This is a genomic window from Mycobacterium sp. 1465703.0 (assembly GCF_001672975.1).
In the GTDB taxonomy this organism is placed as follows: domain Bacteria; phylum Actinomycetota; class Actinomycetes; order Mycobacteriales; family Mycobacteriaceae; genus Mycobacterium.
Genome location: NZ_LZKU01000274.1, coordinates 1 through 19064, shown reverse-complemented (window position 1 = coordinate 19064; position 19064 = coordinate 1). Strand labels below are relative to the sequence as shown.

Annotated in this window: 16 protein-coding genes; 7 read left to right on the top strand and 9 right to left on the bottom strand. The window is 66.7% G+C overall.

Annotation, left to right across the window (positions count from 1 at the left end; all coding sequences use genetic code 11):
* On the top strand, window positions 1-778 hold a 778-nt coding region (locus A5625_RS25905; protein ID WP_156748572.1), incomplete at its 5' end, for an FAD-binding protein.
* Between the two features lie 19 nt (window positions 779-797).
* On the opposite strand, the gene A5625_RS25900 is transcribed toward A5625_RS25905, so the two are convergent.
* Together A5625_RS25900 and A5625_RS25895 are read right to left on the bottom strand one after the other, a co-directional pair.
* Entirely contained in the window at window positions 798-2180 is a 1383-nt protein-coding gene (locus tag A5625_RS25900; RefSeq protein WP_067001086.1) for an HNH endonuclease signature motif containing protein, read from the bottom strand.
* Window positions 2181-2343: 163 nt separating this feature from the next.
* On the bottom strand, window positions 2344-3033 hold the full coding sequence (locus A5625_RS25895; RefSeq protein ID WP_067001083.1) for a PadR family transcriptional regulator: 690 nt from the start codon (window positions 3031-3033) through the stop codon (window positions 2344-2346).
* 62 nt (window positions 3034-3095) lie between these two features.
* Here A5625_RS25895 and A5625_RS25890 point away from each other — a divergent pair, with 62 nt between their 5' ends.
* Window positions 3096-4013 carry a TIGR03619 family F420-dependent LLM class oxidoreductase gene (locus A5625_RS25890; protein ID WP_067001079.1) on the top strand — a complete coding sequence of 306 codons (918 nt, stop codon included), beginning with the start codon at window positions 3096-3098 and terminating at the stop codon, window positions 4011-4013.
* Here the strand turns inward: A5625_RS25890 and A5625_RS25885 are convergent.
* Complete coding sequence (locus tag A5625_RS25885) at window positions 4010-4885, bottom strand: hypothetical protein (protein ID WP_197516233.1); 876 nt, start codon at window positions 4883-4885, stop codon at window positions 4010-4012. The two genes, A5625_RS25890 and A5625_RS25885, sit on opposite strands and share 4 nt — an antisense overlap.
* A 68-nt stretch (window positions 4886-4953) precedes the next feature.
* Between A5625_RS25885 and A5625_RS25880 the strand changes: the two genes are divergently transcribed.
* Window positions 4954-6078 (top strand): FAD-dependent oxidoreductase, encoded by a 1125-nt coding sequence (locus A5625_RS25880; protein WP_067001076.1) that lies wholly within the window; start codon window positions 4954-4956, stop codon window positions 6076-6078.
* Window positions 6079-6119: 41 nt separating this feature from the next.
* Here the strand turns inward: A5625_RS25880 and A5625_RS25875 are convergent, their stop codons facing one another.
* Entirely contained in the window at window positions 6120-7607 is a 1488-nt protein-coding gene (locus tag A5625_RS25875) for a multicopper oxidase family protein (protein ID WP_232003827.1), read from the bottom strand.
* 2 nt (window positions 7608-7609) lie between these two features.
* A complete protein-coding gene (locus tag A5625_RS25870) occupies window positions 7610-8353 on the bottom strand; it encodes an ArsR family transcriptional regulator (RefSeq protein WP_067001070.1) in 744 nt (247 codons plus the stop codon).
* A gap of 101 nt (window positions 8354-8454) precedes the next feature.
* On the opposite strand from A5625_RS25870, the gene A5625_RS25865 reads away from it, so the two are divergent.
* From A5625_RS25865 to A5625_RS25850, 4 genes are all read left to right on the top strand, one after another.
* Complete coding sequence (locus tag A5625_RS25865; RefSeq protein WP_067001088.1) at window positions 8455-9771, top strand: APC family permease; 1317 nt, start codon at window positions 8455-8457, stop codon at window positions 9769-9771.
* Between the two features lie 17 nt (window positions 9772-9788).
* A complete protein-coding gene (locus A5625_RS25860) occupies window positions 9789-10286 on the top strand; it encodes a flavin reductase family protein (protein ID WP_067001067.1) in 498 nt (165 codons plus the stop codon).
* A 3-nt stretch (window positions 10287-10289) separates the two neighbouring features.
* A complete protein-coding gene (locus tag A5625_RS25855) occupies window positions 10290-11006 on the top strand; it encodes a pyrimidine reductase family protein (RefSeq protein WP_067001064.1) in 717 nt (238 codons plus the stop codon).
* Between the two features lie 175 nt (window positions 11007-11181).
* Complete coding sequence (locus A5625_RS25850; protein ID WP_067001061.1) at window positions 11182-11523, top strand: hypothetical protein; 342 nt, start codon at window positions 11182-11184, stop codon at window positions 11521-11523.
* Window positions 11524-11560: 37 nt separating this feature from the next.
* Here A5625_RS25850 and A5625_RS25845 read toward each other — a convergent pair whose 3' ends face one another.
* From A5625_RS25845 to A5625_RS25830, 4 genes are all read right to left on the bottom strand, one after another.
* On the bottom strand, window positions 11561-13045 hold the full coding sequence (locus A5625_RS25845; protein WP_067001058.1) for an MFS transporter: 1485 nt from the start codon (window positions 13043-13045) through the stop codon (window positions 11561-11563).
* Window positions 13046-13137: 92 nt separating this feature from the next.
* Window positions 13138-14928, bottom strand: coding sequence for an N-acetylglutaminylglutamine synthetase (ngg, locus tag A5625_RS25840; protein WP_067001054.1), 1791 nt, complete (start codon window positions 14926-14928; stop codon window positions 13138-13140).
* Window positions 14925-16730: an N-acetylglutaminylglutamine amidotransferase gene (locus tag A5625_RS25835; RefSeq protein WP_067001051.1), complete on the bottom strand. Its 1806-nt coding sequence runs from the start codon at window positions 16728-16730 to the stop codon at window positions 14925-14927. Before A5625_RS25835 ends, ngg begins: the two co-directional genes overlap by 4 nt.
* A gap of 156 nt (window positions 16731-16886) precedes the next feature.
* On the bottom strand, window positions 16887-19064 hold a 2178-nt coding region (locus A5625_RS25830; RefSeq protein WP_156748567.1), incomplete at its 5' end, for an amino acid adenylation domain-containing protein.

Here is a 19064-nt window from a genome sequence, read left to right as displayed (position 1 = left end):
CGCGGGCCAGGAACTCGGCGCCGGCATCGACCTGATGGATCAGGCGTGGTGGTTCCCCGCCATCGCGCCACTGCCCGGCAAGGCGCCCGCGGTGATGCTGGCCGAGCGGTCGCTCCCAGGCTGCCTGATCGTGGACCAGAACGGGCGCCGGTTCGCCAACGAAGCGACCGATTACATGTCCTTCGGGCAGCGGCTGCTCGAGCTGGAGCGGTCCGGCCACCCGGTCGAGACGATGTGGATCATCTTCGATCAGCAGTACCGCAATAGTTATGTCTTTGCCGCCGAACTCTTCCCGCGCATGAGGGTCCCGCAGGCCTGGTATGACGCCGGCATCGCGGCCCGAGCGGACAACCTCACCGATCTGGGCGCTCGGATCGGCGTGCCGGTATCGACGTTCTTCGAGACGATGACCCGGTTCAACCACCACGCCGCCGCCGGCGACGATCCCGACTTCGGCCGCGGCCGCAGCGCCTACGACCGCTATTACGGCGACCCGACGATCAAGCCGAACCCGAACCTGCGTCCGTTGGTCAAAGGCCCCTTCTACGCCGTGAAGGTGGTGCTGTCCGACCTGGGCACCTGCGGTGGCCTCAAGACCGACGAGCGGGCGCGAGTGCTGCGTGAGGACGGCGGGGTGATCGCCGGGTTGTATGCGATCGGCAATACCGCCGCGAACGCGTTCGGCACGACGTATCCGGGTGCGGGCGCGACGATCGCGCAGGGGCTGGTGTACGGCTACATCGCGGCGTGCGACGCGGGTCGCCGCCACCAGAACTAGCGGGCGTCATATCAGGCGGTCATTCCGCGCCGGGACCGCCGTCCTCCTCGTCGTCTCCATCGCGGAGAAGCTTCTCGGGATGATGGAAGGTGTTGATTCGCGGTTGGCCCCGGTCCAGGTGTGGCGGTGGAATCCATTCGGTGTCGCCGCGGGCGTTTTTGCGAGTGGTCCAGCCGCCGGGTCTTAGCAGGCGGTGTTGCGGTCCGCAGGCGAAGGTCAGGTCGTTGACGTCGGTGGTGTGGCACTTGCTGTAGTCGGTGACGTGATGGACGTCGCAGTAGTAGCCCTTGACGTCGCAGCCGGGCGCCGAGCACCCGCGATCCTTGGCATACAGCACAATTCGCTGTCCTGGCGAAGCGAGTCGTTTGGTGTGGTACAGCGCTAGCGCCTTGCCCTTGTCGAAGATCACCAGATAGTGACGGGAATGGCGGGCCAGGCGGATCACATCACTCATTGGCAAGATGGTGCCGCCACCGGTCAGGCCCCGCCCGGCGGCCGATTCCAGCTCGTGGAGCGTTGTGGTGACCACGATGGAAGCCGGTAAACCGTTGTGTTGACCCAGCTTTCCGGAGGCCAGCAGCGCACGCAATCCCGCGTTGAGGCCGTCATGGTTACGTTGGCCGGCCGAGCGTGGGTCGCGGTTGATGGCGTCTTGGGTGGGCGTGCCGTCCACGCATGGCGTTTCGTCGAAGGGGTTGCACATCCCCGGTGCGGCCAGCTTGGCCAGCACGGCTTCCAGGGTGGCGCGCAGTTCGGGGGTGATCCAGCCGCGCAGCACCGACATGCCGTCTGATTCCTGGCGGCCGACAACCAGGCCACGGCGGCGGGTCCGGTCTTCGTCGCTGAACGTCCCGTCCGGGTTGAGGCAATCGGCCAGCATGTCAGCCAACCCGGTCAGCTGCTCGGGCCGATACTGACTGCCTTGCCGGGCCAGATCAGCTTCGGCCCGCTGCCGGGTGAGCTGATCCACCCAGCCGGGCAGCTGGTGGCAGAACCGGCGGATGACGGCGACCTGACCGGCCCCGAGCTCTCCCGCGCGCTGTCGGGCAGCGGTGGCGGCCAGCACCGGTGCGATGGGCTCGCCGGTCAACCCGTGGCGCGGTCCCAGGTCGGCGGCTTCCTTGATGCGGCGAGAGGCTTCGGCGCGACTGATCAAGGTCCGATCGGCCAGGGCGTGCGACAGCGTGCCGCCAAGCTCCTCTGGGCCGGCTTGCCGGGCAACGTGATTGATGAGCTGATGTTCGGCCACTGGCAGCCGGCGTCGCGCTTTCTCACAGCGCTCCAACAACGCCAGGCATTCTCGGGGCGTCAGCGCGCCGAAACTCAGACCACCCACACCATCGAGCGCGGCATCGAGCGCGTCGAAGGCCTCGACGATCTCTTCCCGACTACTCGAACCCATACTCCGCAGCGTAAGAAGCACCACCGACAATAAACCCCGCATTGTGACCACTGAAACCACAGTGAGACAAGGGATTTCGCTATGCGTATTCGATATCCGTAATCATGCCCGCGTGTGGCGGGACGCCCGGCGGCACGGGCGAAACCGGCCGCCACCGCCGGAACTAGTCCGCCTCGCGCTTCGCCTGCACCTGCTTCTCGATTTCGCGCCAATACCCCGGCGTGGGACGCGGCTTCCCGAAGCCGCCCTTCGCGGCCTTCTTCAGCACGGCGTCAGCCTCGTCGATGTCCTTGATGAGCTCCAAGGCGAACTCACGTTCGGCGGCGTAGTACTTCGCCGCCCAGCGCAACGCGATGACCGAATACGCCCACGCGGGTTCGCCCTCGGCGCCATCGGCGTCCTCGACCGCCTTGCGGTGCCTGGCTTCGGCGTACGCCACGTGCTCCTGCAGCAATTCCTTCAACCGAGCCGGATTACTGAGGTGGCCGAACGTAACGCGAAGCAGCACACTGTGCTTCAGCACCGGCGGATCCACCGGCGCATGGTTGGTCCACTCGGTGACGGCGTCCATCCCAGCCGAGGTGATCTTGTACAGCCGGCGGCTGCGGGTGCCCTCGTCGCGCTCCACGCGCGACGTCACCAGTCCCAACGACTCCAGCTTTTTCAGCTCGGTGTAGATCTGGCTGTACGACGGGCTCCAGTAATAGAGGTCGACGCTCCAATCGATCCATTTCTTGAGGTCGTAGCCCGAAACTTCCTCTTCGTAGGACATCATGCCCAGCAGCGCCCAGCTGGTGGCGGCAAGCGCTGCGTTAGCCGGCTTTTGCCCGGCAGGGTCCGTTTCGGAGGCCATGCCGCCAGGTTAACAACCCCGACCCCTAGATTGGAGGACATGGACCGCTGGCTGGGACGCCCATGAAATTTGCCTTCCCCGTTCCGCACCTGCTGCGCCTCAAGGCGATTACCCAGCCATGGGAGGCGGCCGTCACCGGACCCGAACAACGACGCATGATGCAATGCGCGGACCGGTGGGGCTACGACATGATTGCGGTGCCTGAGCATCTCGTCATCCCCACTGACCACGTCGAGTTGTCCGGGCCGCACTACCTGCACTCGACGACCGCGCAGGCCTTCATCGCCGGCGCCACCGAGCGGGTGGCCATCAACTCCTGCGTCACCATCCTGCCGCTGCAGCACCCCATCGTGCTGGCCAAAGCGCTGGCCACCGCGGACTGGATGAGCGGGGGCCGGATGATGGTGACCTTCGGGGTGGGCTGGCTGGCCCGCGAGTTCGAGCTGCTCGGGGTGCCGTTCGGGGAACGGGGCCGCATCGCCGACGAATATCTGGCCGCCATCGTCGAATTGTGGACCAGCGACTCCCCTCGGTTCGAAGGCCGGTATGTGTCGTTCGCCGACATCGCATTCGAGCCGAAACCTGTTCAGAAACCGCATCTTCCGATCTGGATCGGCGGTGACGTCGAGGCCGCGCTGCGCAGGGCGGCCGACTTCGGGTCCGGGTGGTGGCCGTTTCTCACACCGCCCGAGCAGATCCCGGAAAAACTCGACTACATCAAGTCCCACCCTTCCTATGACGGGCGGGAATTCGAGGTGATGCACGGGCTGGGCACCAACCGGGTCGGTGAAGGACACGTCGCGCGCAGCACCAGCGACCGTCCCGGCATGAGCGCGGGACAAATCGTCGACCGGTTGAATTGGCTTGCCGAGCAGGGCGTGACGATGACCGCGGTACCCGCTCCCGCCGTGGGCGGCGTGGACGAATACCTCGACTACGCGCAGTGGGTCATTGAAGAGATCAAACCGCAGGTGTCCTAGCGGATCTGCAATCCGCGCCGGCGCACCCAAAACACCGCGGCGATGCTGCCGGCGATCCACACACTGACGGCGATGGCGAGGTGCACGAAACTCTTGGTGTCCCGCCCGAGCACCGGCCAGATCAGCGCGGGCGCTCGATGCCACAGCACGCGATGCTCCACACCGTTCATCGGATCGGCCACGTAGTACAGCGCGTAGGGCAGCGTGAGGGCCACTACCCAACTGCGGGTGCGGCGCAGATCACCGCGCCGGCGCCAGCGCCGGATCAGCGGCTCGACACTGACCGGGTACAGCACCGAGATGAGGTTGCCGACGCCCAGCCAGGATACGATGGGTACCGCGACGGTGGGGATCGTAATGGCCAGGCGTGCAGGGGTTTCCAGCCACAGCGTCAACGCGACCGCGGCGGCCAGGGTGGGCAGACCGACGATCGCGAGCAGGGCGAGGTTCTTGATCAACAGGATTCGCCAGAACGGCACGCGAGCGGACAAACCCCGAAGAATCCGGTAATGGTCGGCGCCCAGGAAGTTCGTGGTGGTGACATCGGCCAGCACCCAGGACGAGAAGTAGGTGCCCACCAGAATCACCCAATCATGGTGACGGCCGAGAGTCAGCGGCTGCACCAGCAACCAGCCGGCAGCGAAGATCACGTTGGCCACCACACCCATCAGCCAGGTGCGCGGCCGGGTGAACGACCACCGGATCTCGGCGATGACCGCGGGAATCAGTCTTTTTTCGAAGTCCTTGGCGGCGCGCTGGGCCGCGGTGGGGCGCGGCGCAGTGACACGCACCGCGGTGCGCAGCGCCGCACTCACCCGCGGATGCACCGACACCGCGGATTCCGGGCGAGCGGATCCAGACGAAACGATCACCTGTGGCCCCCTCAATCTCGGATCAGTTCAACGGCTCGTCCGCACGATACGCAGGGCAGGATAGCGGGATGAACCGTAAGCGTGTCATCGTCGCCGGGCTCGGGGACGTGGGCGTCCTCGCGGCGATCCGGTTGTCCCGGCATGCCGACGTCGTCGGGATCTCGGCCAAACCCGCGCTGGTGAGCGGGCAAGAACTCGGCGTCCGGCTGTCGCGTCCGCACGATTGGGCCCGCGACTACTGGATTCCGTTTGACCGCTTCCGCAGCCTCGATCGGGTTCAAACGCTGCAGGCAACGCTGACCGGGGTGGACCTGGCCGCCCGACTCGTCTTCTGCCGACGCGAAGACGGCACAACCATGACCGAGGCATACGACGCGCTGATCATCTCGACCGGCGTCAGCAACGGATTTTGGCGCCAACCGACCCTACAGTCGGCCGCCGAGATCGGCGCGGGACTGCGTGCCGCGCACGACCGGCTGGCAGCCGCCAAGTCGGTGATCGTGGTGGGCGGCGGTGCGGCGGCGGTCAGCAGCGCGCTCAATATGGCGACCACCTGGCCAGACAAGAGCGTCGACCTGTACTTCCCGGGACAGTCCGCGCTGCAGGTGCATCATCCGCGGACGTGGCAACGGATCCGCAGCCGGCTGACCGCGCTCGACGTCGGCGTGCACCCGGGACACCGCGCGGTGCTGACCGAGGGCTTCACCGGCGATGACCTGACCGCCGAACCGGTCTACTGGAGCACCGGACAACCCCCGGCGACGGCCGACGCCGTGCTGTGGGCGATCGGGCGGGTGCGGCCCAACACCGACTGGCTGCCAGCCGACCTGCTCGACGAGCGCGGATTCGTCAGCGTCACCCCGGAGCTGCGGGTGCCCGGTCAGCGGGGGGTGTTCGCGGTCGGCGACGTCGCGGCGACCGACCCGTTGCGCAGCTCGGCCCGCAACCGTGGCGACGCGTTGGTGGCGCGCAACGTCCTGTCCGACTTCGGCGGACGGCCACTGCGCAGCTACCGTGCGCCGACGCGGCGGTGGGGTTCGTTAGTGGGAATACAGCCCAACGGGCTGGAGGTTTTTTTGCCGACCGGACATTCCTTCCGCTTCCCGTCCTGGTCCGTCGAGCGCGTGGTGATGCCGTGGATCGTGCGTTGGGGCATGTATCGCGGCGTGCGGCAGAACAATCCGCTGGGGTAAGGAGCTGCAAGGTGAATCTTCACCGACCCCAGCGCGGCCGATCAGGCGGTGTTGAGCAGCAGCATGAGTCCGTAGTCCATGTGGATTTGTTGATGGCAATGCAGCAGCGAAAGACCGGGTTGATCGGCGACGAAATCGACCTCCATGGTTTGGTAGCCGCCGAGCATCGCGACGTCCTTGCGCACGCCCGCGGTGGGCGTCCCGGCGAACCGGGTGATTTCGAACGTATGCCGGTGTAAGTGCATGGGGTGCAGGTCGTCGCTGGCGTTGCGGAAACGCAGCCGGTAGCGCTTGTTTCGCTCGATGTCGAGCACCGGTTTGTTGGTATCCATCGCGAAAGGCACGCCGTTGATCGTCCAGACATTGAAACCGTTGTCGGCGGCGTTGCGTTTCTCGATCAACATGTCGATGGTGTGATCGGGCGGTGGCAGGCTCGCCGGTTGGGGCGTGCCGAACAGCCGGTAATCCCACGCGAACGACGGGGGCGGCGCCCATTGCGGATCCCCGCTACGCCCGGCATATTCGACGACCACCCCCATTCCGTGGTCGCGGTCGTCGTCGGACAGATCGCCCAACACCCAGACCCCCGGGTTGGTCATGCTGACGATGGCCGAGATGCGTTCGCCCGCACCGAGCCATAGCACCGGGACGGCGGCGGGCACGGAAACCGGATTGCCGTCCAGCGCAACGATGTTGAAGGTGTGCCCGGCCAGGGCCAAGCTGCGAGTCTCGGTGGCGCTGCCGTTGAGGACATGGAGCAATACCCGCTGACCGGCGTGCACGCGGATCGGATCGCCGTGGCCGAGCATGCGCCCGTTGATGGCGAACGCCCCGTAACCCACCTCATTGCCCGGTAACTCACCTCGACTCAGCGAGGCGGCCATTGCCGACTCCCCCCGCTGTTTGAGGTCGGCGTCTTGCTCACCGATCAGAAAGTCACTGGCCATGTCGCCGCCACGACTCAACATGGGCTCAAACTCCTTGAGCGTCAGGAAGATTTCCTGGTCGTAGGCACCCGCGTTGTGCGCGGGTTCGATGTAGACCGGGCCAACCAAACCGCTGTACTGGCCGCGGGACAGATCGGCGCGCGGAACGACGTGGCTGTGATAGAAGCGGAAGCCCGCCGGGCCGGGCACAAAAGAAATTCTGCGCATTCCGTGCGCGGGAATGTCAGGGGTTCCCTCTTCGGCGGCGCCGTCCACGTCGACCGGGACGTGCTGGCCGTGCCAGTGCAACTGTTCCGGAAAATCGGTGTCGTTGAAGACATCGACCCAGGTGCGCCGCCCCTCCCTGAACCGCAGCAGCGGACCCGGAAACTGGCCGTTGTAGGTCAAAGTCGACACGATCCGGTCGGGAGCCAACTCAACTTTTCCGGAGCCGATCCGCAGTGTGTAGTCGGCTTTGCCGCCGGGCGGGCCGGGGGGTGAGGGGTGCGAACAGGCGGCGTCCGCACCGGCCGCGACGCTTCCCGTTGCCGCCGCCAATGCGAGGCCGGCCCACTTGCCGAACTCACGCCGGTTGAGCACCATCGTCACCGCCCGCTGGCCTGAGCCATCAGAACCGGAATGAAGAAATCGACCCGACGGCTCAATTCGCTTGCCACCCGCCGAAACTCGGGATACCCGGCATCGGCGGCCGACGGGTCGGGCAGGCTCCAATGCGTCGTGGTGGCCAGGCCTTGATCGCGCGCGTATTCGCGCACCTTGTCGCACAACGTGATCACGCAGTCGAAGCGACGTCGGGAAACCGCGGCCAAGGGTTGAGGCCGGGTACCACTGAGGTCGATGCCGTACTCCTCGCGCATCACCCGGACGGCGTTGACGTGAAGCTGCGGTTTGGGATGACTGCCCGCGCTCGCCGTCCGAATGCGGCCCTGGCCCCGTTTCTCGAGCAGTGCCGCGGCCATGGGTGAGCGCGCGCTGTTGCCGGTGCACAAGAACAACACCGACCGCGGTGCCGGCTTGGCCGGAGGCGTGGGCGCCAGCGCCGGGTGCAGGGCGGCGGCGGCTTCACCGAATCCCTTCGCGCACCTCGTCAGGTTCAACCAGTAATAGGTATCGCGGCCATCGAAGGTACTGCGTCGCGCATCGATGAGTCCGGCCGAACGCAACAGCCGCAAGTGATACGAGACCAGGTTCTGCGGCTCGCCAACGGCGGCAGCCAATTCCCGCACCCGGTGGTCCCCGGATGCCAACGTGGTGAGCAATGCCCACCGCAGTGGATGTGAGGCCATCCGCATCAGCGGTGGAACGGCCGCTCGATTGACTGGCACCATACTCCCGGACAATACATCAAGCTGGTTTGATAGGTTAACGTCGCGCACGGTGACATCGTGTTCCTTCTCCGAGAGGAGACCAAGTGTCGGAAAGCACCCCACTGAACGCCACACCCGCCAACGGCGAATTGCGCCGGAGTCTGGGTGTTTTCGATGCGGTGACGATCGGGCTGGGGTCGATGATCGGGGCCGGGATCTTCGCGGCACTGGCGCCCGCGGCGCATGCCGCCGGCGCGGGGTTGCTGCTGGGCCTGGCGCTGGCAGCGGTGGTGGCCTACTGCAACGCCACTTCGTCGGCGCGGCTGGCGGCACGCTACCCCGCGTCGGGCGGCACCTATGTCTACGGCCGAAAACGACTGGGAGATTTCTGGGGATACCTGGCCGGGTGGGGTTTTGTGGTCGGCAAGACCGCGTCGTGCGCGGCGATGGCGTTGACCGTCGGTGTCTATGCCTTCCCGGCACACGCGCATGCGGTGGCCGTCGGGGCGGTGGTCGCGCTGACCGCGGTGAACTATGCCGGCGTGCAGAAGTCGGCGTGGCTGACCCGCATCATCGTCGCCGCGGTTCTGGCCGTGCTCGCCGCGGTGATCCTCACCGCGTTCGCGTCCGCGACGCCGGCCATCGATCAACTCCGCCCGGCCGGCGCGACGGCCGGCGGTGTAGTGCAGGCCGCCGGTCTGCTGTTCTTCGCTTTTGCCGGCTACGCGCGCATCGCGACACTCGGTGAAGAGGTACGCGACCCGGCCCGCACCATTCCACGCGCGATACCGCTGGCGTTAACCATCACCCTGGCCGTCTACACCCTGGTCGCGTTTTCCGCGCTCTCGGTGCTGGGGCCGAGCCGCCTCGCCCGCAGCGCCGCCCCGCTGGTCGATACGGCCCGCGCGGCCGGAGCGGACTGGCTGGTTCCCGTCGTCCAGGTGGGCGGGGTGGTCGCGGCGGTGGGCTCGTTGCTCGCGCTGATTCTGGGCGTCTCGCGCACCACATTGGCCATGGCACGTGACCGCCATCTCCCCCACGTGCTTGCCGCCGTGCACCCACGGTTTCAGGTGCCGCACCGGGCGGAGTTGGTGATCGGCGCCGTGGTTGCGATCCTGGCCGCCACCACCGACCTGCGTGACGCCATCGGGTTTTCCTCGTTCGCCGTACTGATCTACTACGCCGTCGCCAACGCCTCCGCGGTCACCCTCGGGCGCGATGAGGGCCGCCCACACCGGGCCATTCCGGTGATCGGGCTGCTCGGCTGCCTGGTGCTGGCTTTCGCCCTGCCGCTGTGGTCGGTGCTGACCGGTGTGGCGGTGGTGGGCATCGGCGTCATCGTCTACCTCGTTCGGCAATTCATCGGCCCGAGGATGTTGCGGGGCAAAGATGCCCCGTCCGCCGGCAAATCACGAAGGCGCGATTCCACCGGGACCTGACGGGGAAGACTGACCGGATGGCCGATCCGGGAAACGAAGCATTCGACAAGCTGGTGGCGCTGCTGAACTATCCGATGTTCGTCGTCACCACCCGGGCCAACGGCACCTTGGCCGGTTGCCTGGTGGGTTTCGCCAGCCAGACCAGCATCCACCCGCCCCGATTCCTGGTCGGCCTCTCACGGCGCAACCACACCTTCCGGATCGCTCGCGACGCCTCCCACCTGGCCGTGCACGTGTTCGACCACGAGCATCTCGAGGTGGCCGAGCTCTTCGGCAGCCAGACCGGTGACGAAGTCAACAAATTCGACCGCTGTTCCTGGCACGGTGGACCGGAACAGATGCCCATCCTGGACGATGCCGCCGCTTGGTTCGTCGGCGAGATCCTGGAACGTTTCTCGCTGGGTGACCACGTCGGGCATCTGCTCGCACCGGTCGAAGGCAGTCCGCCAACCGAACTGGAGAGCTGGGTGTCCTTCGGTGACGTGCGCCAGTTGCAACCTGGGCACGAGGCGTAACGCGTGGACGAGTCGCCCCGCATCAGTGCCATCCCCAGCATCATCGAGCTCGCCCCGTTTTACGCAGACCCCCCGGATGGCGTGCGCGCCAACATGATTTTCAGCGCCGACGGCGCCGCCGCATTCGGCGGTCGCGCCGGGCCGCTGTCATGCCCCACCGATCAACGACTGCTGAAGATCCTGCGCGGCCTCGCCGACGTCGTATTGGTCGGGGCCGGCACCGCCCGCGCCGAAAACTACGGTCCGGTGATGCTCAGCGATGCGGCCCGGGCCAGGCGGCAGCACGAAGGGCGCGCTGAACCGCCGCCGATCGCCGTGGTGAGCCGAAGTGGCGAGCTCCCGGCCCGGCTTTTCAGCAATCCCCGGCAGCCGCCGATCCTGGTGACCTGCGCGCGAACCGCGGCACGATATGACCCCGACGACGACCGGCAACACCTCCTGGTCGCCGGGGAGGACTCGGTGAACGTCGGGCGCGCGGTCGCGATGCTGCGCGAGCGGGGCATGCACCGCATCTTGTGCGAGGGCGGGCCGACGCTGCTCGACGAGCTGGTGGAAGCCGACGCCATCACCGAGCTGTGCCTGACGCTTGCCCCCAAACTGGCGGCGAGCCAACCGGTGGGTTACCGGTGGCAGCCGGCGCGGCTGCCCGCCCCCGTCACCTTGCGCCTCGAGCACACGTTGGTCTGCGACGGCTATCTGTTTTTGAAGTATCGCCGCTGAGCATGGTGCCGACCGAAATGAAGTTGCGCGAAAGCGCTCGGCATGCAGTCGACGGCGCATCTTCCTATGATGAAAAGGCCCGGTTTGAAACCTGATCGGATCGCTTCGCGCGACACCCCGTCAATCGATCGCTACCCCACTTCCTCGATGCACACAGAAAAGGATCACCGGCCAGGTGAGCAGTTCAGACGACGACCATGACTACCGTAATCTGGCGGTGAACAGATTGCGCCCCAGCGAAATTCAATGGGCGCTGAACCACGACGCGGTCCATGGGATCGCGTACGCGTTCAAGAATCCGGTCGCCGTTGCCGAATCCATCGAGGATCCCAGCGACGACCGAAAGACCTACCTGGTGCGGGTCAAGCGCGACGACCTGGCCAACGCGCTGGAAAAAATCAACGAATGGATCTTCGACAATCCCGGCCCGGCCGGCATGCAAGCCTACGGATTCGTCCGTGCGCTGTCCCGAGAAGGGCTCACCGAACGCACCAGCGGTGACGACGACAACCGTTAATCGCCCGGCTGACGACGCTCATCAGATAGCCCGCGGCTCAGTCCGTAACCGGTGCCGAATCGTCTTCGCGCTCAGCGTCTTCTACGGTCAACGGCAACGCCAGTTCTTCCAGCGGGCGCTGCTCGGCGGCGATGCCGAGCCAGAGTTCGACCAGCCCGGCCGCCGCCATCACGACCGCGCCGATGAGGAATGACCAGACGACCGCCGAGCGCATGCCCGAGTTAATCAGCTGACCGAAGAGCAACGGTCCGGTGATGCCACCGATCGCCGTGCCCATCGCATAGAAGAATGCGATCGCCAGTGCCCGGGTCTCCATCGGGAAGATCTCGCTGACCGTCAGGTACGCCGCGCTGGCGCCGGCCGAGGCCAGGAAGAAGGCGACGATCAGCACGCCGATGAAGGCCCACACACCGCCGGCCTGGGTGACAAACACCACCGCCAGCGCCACCACCGCGACAGCGGAGCCGATATAAGTCAGCGTGATCATCGGTTTGCGGCCGACGGTGTCGAACAAGTGCCCGAGCACCAACGGGCCGGCGAAGTTACTCAGGGCCCATATAACGAAGAACACCGGCACCATGCCCGACGGCACGGCGTAGAACTGGCTGAGCAGAGTGCCCAGGTTGAACGTGACGCCGTTGTAGAGGAACGCTTGCCCGATGAACAGCGCCAGTCCCAGGATCGCGCGCCGCGGATAGAGCTTGAATGCCACCCTGGCGATCTCCCGGAACGAAATCGCGGTGCGCTGACGGATCCGCAGCGCCTTGCCCTGCGGTTCGGGCAATGCTTGGCCGGTCTCCTGCTGAACCGCCTCTTCGATCTCGCCGACGATGTGCTCGGCTTCTTCCTCACGACCGTGAATGAACAGCCAGCGCGGGCTTTCCGGGACGTTGCGCCGGACCAGCAGCACGAAGATGCCGAGGATGGCGCCGATGCCGAAGGCGAGCCGCCACCCGACGTTGGCCGGGAAGTTCGACGTGTCCAACAGGATCAGCGCACCGCCCGCACCGGCGGCCGAACCCAGCCAATAGGTTCCGTTGATGATCAGGTCGACTCGACCGCGCACGCGCGCCGGGATCAACTCGTCGATGGCCGAATTGATGGCGGCGTATTCGCCGCCGATGCCAGAGCCGGTGAAGAAACGCGCCACGAAGAAATACCACGGGGCGAACGCGAAGGCAGTCGCGACGGTGGCCACCAAATAGATCGCGAGGGTGAGGATGAACAGATTTCGCCGGCCGAAGCGGTCCGTCAGGTGACCGAAGAACAACGCACCCAGGCAGGCCCCGGCGATGTAGATCGCGGCCGCCATGCCGATCTGTGCCGGGTCCAGCGCGATGCCGCTGTTGTGCTCCATGAGGCGGGCCGAGACGTTGCCCACCATGGTGACCTCGAGCCCGTCGAGCACCCACACCCCGCCCAGGCCGACCACGACGCGCCAGTGAAACCGTGACCACGGCAGCCGGTCCAGCCGCGCCGGTACATGCGTCGTGATGGTTTTGATTTGCGCGCTGGCACTCATGCGGTCTCCGTTCTGGGTTGACAGAGATTTACCCACCCGCGCCCGTCGCTAGCCTTCAGCCCCGAAACTAACCGGTGCCGAGTCGGCCGGCGTCAGCTTCGATCGGAACGCGACTCCTCGGGAGTCCAGGCCTGCGGCTGGCCGGGATGCCCGGGAAACAGAAAGTCGAGGAAAGCCGAGGCGGTGGGCTGAGGCTCGTGGTTGGCCAGTCCCGGGCGCTCGTTGGCTTCGATGAAGGCGTACTCGGCGCCCGTAACGTCGGGCACCAACAGGTCGATGCCGGTCACCGGGATGCCGATCGCTTCGGCCGCCGTCACCGCGACGCGACACAGTTCCTGGTTGACGTGCGCGGTGACGTCGTGGATGGTGCCGCCCTGATGCAGGTTCGCAGTACGGCGAACACGCAGCCGAGTGCCCTGCGGCAGTACATCGTCCAGAGTCCAACCGGCTTCGGCCACCGTGGACTCCGTCAAGTCGTCGAGTGGGATGCGGGACTCGCCGCCGGTGGCCGCCGAGCGCCGCCGGCTCTCGGCCGCGATCAAGTCCCGCACGCTGTGCTCGCCCGTACCGATGATTTCGGGAGGCAAGCGCAGTGCGGCGGCCACTACGCGGCCGTCGATCACCACCAGCCGAAGGTCGTCGCCGGTCACCCGCTGCTCGATCAGCACGTCGGGGTATTGCTGACGGGCCCGCGCCAGGGCGGCGCTCAGGTCGTCGGGGCCATTGTCCGGGGAGACCCCGACGGTAATGCCTTTCCCCTGCTCGCCACGGGTCGGCTTGACGACAACCTCGCCGACCTCCTTGAGGAAGGCGAAGTCGCTCTCGTCGAAGGTGGCCAGCCGGGCGCGCGGCACGGTGATGCCGGCCTCGGAGACCAGGCGACGGGTCAGTCGTTTGTCATCGCAACGGCACATGGCCACCGCCGAGGTGTATTCGGACAGCGATTCGCGGGTGATGACGCTGCGGCCGCCGTGGCTGAGCCGCATCTCGCCGGTCTCGGCGTCGAGCACCTCCACCCAGATCCCCCGGCGCAGCGCTTCGTCGGCGATGATCCGCGCGTACGGGTTGAGGTCGTCGACCGTCTCGGGCGGCGGACTGAACAGCGGTTCGTTGATCGCGTTCTTGCGCTTGATCGCCAGCACCGGGACGCGGCGGAAACCCAGCTTTTCGTAGAGGCCGATGGCGGCGGCATTGTCGTGCGCGACGGACAGATCCATGTAGGCGCGGCCCTCACTGCGGAAGTGCTCGGCCAGGGCCTTGGTGAGGGCGCCACCCACCCCGGGCAGGCCGGCGGCCGGATCGACCGCCAACGTCCACAGGCTCGATCCCTCCTCCGGGTCGTTGAACAGCAACTCGTGGTCAACGCCGGTGACGGTGCCGACCACGGCACCGTCTTCGTCGCGCACCGCCAGCAGGTACTTCACCGCCGGCACGTGCTGGTGGTTGTCCCAAATGACGTCGACCCCGGCCGGGACCATGCCGCAGCGCACGTAGACGCGGTTCATGGCGTCGGCATCGATCGGGTCGTTCAGCGTGCGCACCGTGACACCCAGCGGTGTGGGCGCCAGGCTTTTGGTTTCGGCGGTGAAACGGAGCCGGTAGGTGTGGCTGGGGTCGATGAACAGCTCGGTGGGCGCCTCGGCCACCACGACATGGGACTCGCGGGCATAGATGCAGATGTCGCGGCGTCCGGGCCCTTCGCGTCGCAGCGCCTCGACCAACTCTTGGGAATTGGCGAAAGTTTGCCCGAAAATCAGTCGGCCCCAACCTAGTTCGAGCTCAACATCCTTGGCCATCGCATCGACCAGCTCCTGCGGCGAAGCGTCATGCAGGCCGAGTGTGATCGCCTCGGTGTGGTCGCCGGTGTGGTCGACCATGGTCATGCGACCGGTCCGGTGACACCGTGACGCTGCAACCACAGCTCGAGCAGAGCGATCTGCCAGAGCTCGTTGCCGCGCAGCGGGGTCAGTTTGCCGTTGGGGTTGGCCAGCAGCGCGTCGACCGCATCTGCACGAAACAGCCCGCGCTCCTTGGCAACCGGCGCATACAGGGCGTCGCGCACCATGTCCAGGTAGGGCCCCTCGAGGTGGGTCAGCGCCGGAACCGGGAAGTAGCCCTTCGGCCGGTCGATGACCTCCGACGGAATCACCCGTCGCGCAGCCTGTTTGAGGACGCCCTTGCCTTCGTGGGCGGTCTTCAACTCCGGGGGGCAGGTGGCGGCCAGTTCCACCAACTCGTGGTCGAGGAAGGGAACCCGGCCCTCCAGCCCCCAGGCCATGGTCATGTTGTCGACGCGCTTCACCGGGTCGTCGATCAGCATCACGGTGGTGTCGAGCCGCAGGGCGCGGTCGACACCCGTTTCGGCGCCGGCCTGCGCGAAGTGCTCGGTGACGAAGCGGCCACTGGGGTCGCCGGGCGCCATGATCCCCGGCCCCAGCAGGCCGGCCAGTTCCTTGGAATCGCGATCGAAGAAGGCGCCGCGGTACTCGGTGACAGCGCCCTCCAGCGATGCGGCGGCCGGTGAGCCCATCGGCGGATACCAGTGGTAGCCCGCGAACACCTCGTCAGCGCCCTGGCCTGACTGAACGACTTTGACGTGCCGAGCCACTTCCTGGCTGAGCAGATAGAAGGCCACACAGTCGTGACTGACCATCGGCTCACTCATGGCGCCGATCGCGCCGTCCAGCGCGGGCAGCATTCGGTCGGTCTCGATGCGGATCTGGTGGTGATCGGTCTCGAAACGCTGGGCCACGATGTCGGAGTACTGGAACTCGTCGCCCTTGACGCCGCCGGCCGACTCGAAGCCGATGGAGAAGGTGGACAGCCCGTGCTGGCCGGCTTCGGACAGCAGACCCACGATCAGGCTGGAGTCGACGCCGCCGGAGAGCAGACAACCGACCGGCACGTCGGCGACCAGCCGGCGCTTGACCGCCAATCGCAGAGTGGACAGCACGGCGTCTTCCCAGTCGCGCTCCGACCAATCCGCGCGGTCCGCATGCCGGGTGAAGTCGGGCGCCCAATAGGTGGTGAGGGTGCGTTTGCCGTCCGGCTCGATGGCCACCAGCGAGGCCGGCGGCACCTTGCGGACACCGCGCAGGATGGTGGCCGGTGCGGGCACCACCGAGTGGAAGGTCATGTAGTGGTGCAGGGCGAACGGGTCGATCCGGGTGTCCACGCCACCGCCGGCCAGCAGGGCCGGCAGCGCCGAGGCGAACCGGAGCCGGTGGCTGTCCTCGGTCACGTACAACGGCTTGATGCCAAGCCGGTCCCGGCCCAGCAGCACTCGCCCGCTGTCGCGTTCGACGATCGCGAAGGCGAACATGCCGAACAGGTGGCTGACGAAGTCATCGCCCCACCGGTGGTAGGCCTTGATCAGAACTTCGGTGTCGCTGTGCGAGAAGAAGCGGTAGCCATACCCGCTCAACTCCTGGCGCAGCTCCTTGTAGTTGTAGATGCAGCCGTTCCAGGCGATGGACAGACCCAGCTCGGAGTCGACCATCGGCTGGGCACCGGCCTCGGTCAGGTCGATGATTTTGAGGCGACGATGGCCGAGCGCAACTCGGCCCTGAGACCAGGCACCGCCCGCATCCGGGCCCCGTGGTGTCATCACCGCGGCCATCGCTGAGACCGCCGCTACATCGGGCGCCTGCCCGTCGAGCCGTACCTCCCCGGTGACTCCGCACACGTCTTCGACCCTACCGTTGCCCGGATCGAAGCGCGCGCATGCTCTGGCAAAAGTCCTGCAACGGGCCACCTACCCCCACTGCCAACGTGGTGCGATCACCACGTTCGGCGAAGGTGTGAACTGGATCGCACCGCCGCCGCGTGTCACCGGTACCCGTCATGACTTCGTCGGCGGCTGGTCATCACCGGATGCCGCATTGAATCGTTCGTGCGGGGCCAGTTCGCGTTGCCGCTCCGCCCGGACCAGACGGTTGAGCTGTTCGCCGTACATCTGGACCGAGTCGGCGGCCAGCATCTCGTGGTGCATGCAGTCCACTGCGTGGGTGAGGACGTCACCCGATGCGTAGGGCTCCCACGACCGGGCCAACTGGAAACTGCGATCGCTTTGGTCGCGCACCGCGCAGAAGACGGTGATGTCGCCGTCGAACAGCCTGGGTTGGTGGACCCGGTAGAGCTCGATGTTGTCGTGGAGGTTGCCGACCAGCAGATCGACGAGCTGTTGGTGCCGGGAAATGTCCGCGACTCCCGACTCGCGCAATAACTCTGCCAGTTGCTCGTCGGTGGGCGGCCCGGTGTGCGCATCGGTGCTGATGTTGTAGGCCCGCAGCACATCATCGAGCACTTGCCGCTCGCCCAGGGCGTGCTCGGGCAGAGCAATGCCATCGGCGATGCTGGGTTGCGCATCGAGAAGGATCAGGCGCCCTATCACGCAGCCGCGGCGCTGCAGCTCGATCGCGATCTCGTGGGCAACGACCCCGCCGAACGACCAGCCCAACATGTTGTAGGGCCCGCCGGGATGGACGTCCTGGATCCGGTCGGCGTACACCTCGGCCAACTCGCGGAGCGAACGCGGTCGGGCTTCGTCGGCGTTGCGAATTTGCTGGATGCCGATGATCGGGCAGTCCAGGTACGTGCCGAGCACCTGATACGGCCAACTCACGCCGCCCGCCGGATGGATGCAGAACAGCGGCACGCCGGACCCCTTCTTCAAGGTCTGCACGGGGGCTACGTCGTCGGCATCCGTCGCGCCGCTGCGCAGTCGTTGACTCAATTCGCCGACGGTGGGCGCGTCGAACAACATGCGTACCGCGAGGTCAGCACCGAGGCTGGCGTTGATCGCGGCGACCAGCCGCATCGCGGAGATGCTGTCGCCACCCAGATCGAAGAACGAGTCGTCGACGCCGACGCGCTCGACACCGAGCACCCGGGCGAAGCCGTCCGCCAACGACTGTTCGAGGGCGGTGGACGGGGCCCGGTAGCGGCTGCCGAGGTACTCCGTTGCCGGCAACGCCCGGGTGTCAAGTTTGCCGTTGGGTGTCAACGGCAGCGCGTCGAGGGCGACCACCGCCGCCGGAACCATGTAGACCGGCAGCCGCTCGGCCAGCGCGGTGCGTGCCTCGCTCGGGTCCGCCGTTCCGGTGATGTAGCCGACCAGGCGCTTGACGCCGGGCTGGTCCTCGCGGGCGATCACCACGGCCTGGTCGACGTCGTCGAGTGCGGCCAGCGCGGCCTGGACCTCGCCGAGTTCGATGCGGTAGCCGCGGATCTTGACCTGCTCGTCGGCGCGACCCCGGTAACTCAGCTGGCCGTCGGCGTTCCAGCACACCAGGTCACCGGTGCGATACATGCGCGATCCGGGCGCCCCGAACGGGCACGCCACGAACCGCGACGCGGTCAGCGTGGACCGCCCCAGATACCCGGCGGCCACGCCGTCGCCGGCCACGTACAACTCGCCGACGACACCGGCGGGGACCGGCCGCAGCCAGGGGTCGAGCACGAACAGGGCCGCACCGTCCACCGGCAACCCGATCGGCGGTGTCCCCGATCCCTGAGTCAGCGGCGCACTGATCGCCACGCACATGGTGGTCTCGGTCGGGCCGTAAGCATTGACCATCACCCGTCCGGGGGCCCAGCGGTCCACCACGTCGGCCGGGCACGCCTCACCGACGACTGCCAGCGACATCGACTCCAACCCCTCTGGCGACAGCATTGCCACCGCCGACGGCGTCTGGGTCAGCACACTGACCTCTTCGTTGGCCAGCAAAGCTTGGAAGTCCTTCGGTGAACGGGCCACCGCCTCGGGCACCACTACCAGCCGTCCGCCGCGCAGCAGCGCGCCGAAGATCTCCCAGACCGAGACGTCGAAGGCGTACGAGTGGCTCTGCGTCCACACACCCACCCGCGGCAGACCCGCATCCAGGGACTCCAGCAGCTGGGTCACGTTGCGATGAGTGATTGCAACACCTTTGGGGACACCGGTGGTGCCCGAGGTGTAGATGACGTAGGCGATGCCGTCGGCGGCGGGCGCCGGAAGCGGCGTGCCGGGCTGGTCCTC

Coding starts and splice junctions, on each gene's coding strand:
- A5625_RS25845 (WP_067001058.1), bottom strand. CDS start 13,045: ATGAGTGCCAGCGCGCAAATCAAAACCATCACGACGCATGTACCGGCG.
- A5625_RS25870 (WP_067001070.1), bottom strand. CDS start 8,353: ATGGTGCCAGTCAATCGAGCGGCCGTTCCACCGCTGATGCGGATGGCC.
- A5625_RS25895 (WP_067001083.1), bottom strand. CDS start 3,033: ATGGCCTCCGAAACGGACCCTGCCGGGCAAAAGCCGGCTAACGCAGCG.
- A5625_RS25875 (WP_232003827.1), bottom strand. CDS start 7,607: ATGGTGCTCAACCGGCGTGAGTTCGGCAAGTGGGCCGGCCTCGCATTG.
- A5625_RS25900 (WP_067001086.1), bottom strand. CDS start 2,180: ATGGGTTCGAGTAGTCGGGAAGAGATCGTCGAGGCCTTCGACGCGCTC.
- A5625_RS25880 (WP_067001076.1), top strand. CDS start 4,954: ATGAACCGTAAGCGTGTCATCGTCGCCGGGCTCGGGGACGTGGGCGTC.
- A5625_RS25860 (WP_067001067.1), top strand. CDS start 9,789: ATGGCCGATCCGGGAAACGAAGCATTCGACAAGCTGGTGGCGCTGCTG.
- ngg (WP_067001054.1), bottom strand. CDS start 14,928: ATGACCATGGTCGACCACACCGGCGACCACACCGAGGCGATCACACTC.
- A5625_RS25890 (WP_067001079.1), top strand. CDS start 3,096: ATGAAATTTGCCTTCCCCGTTCCGCACCTGCTGCGCCTCAAGGCGATT.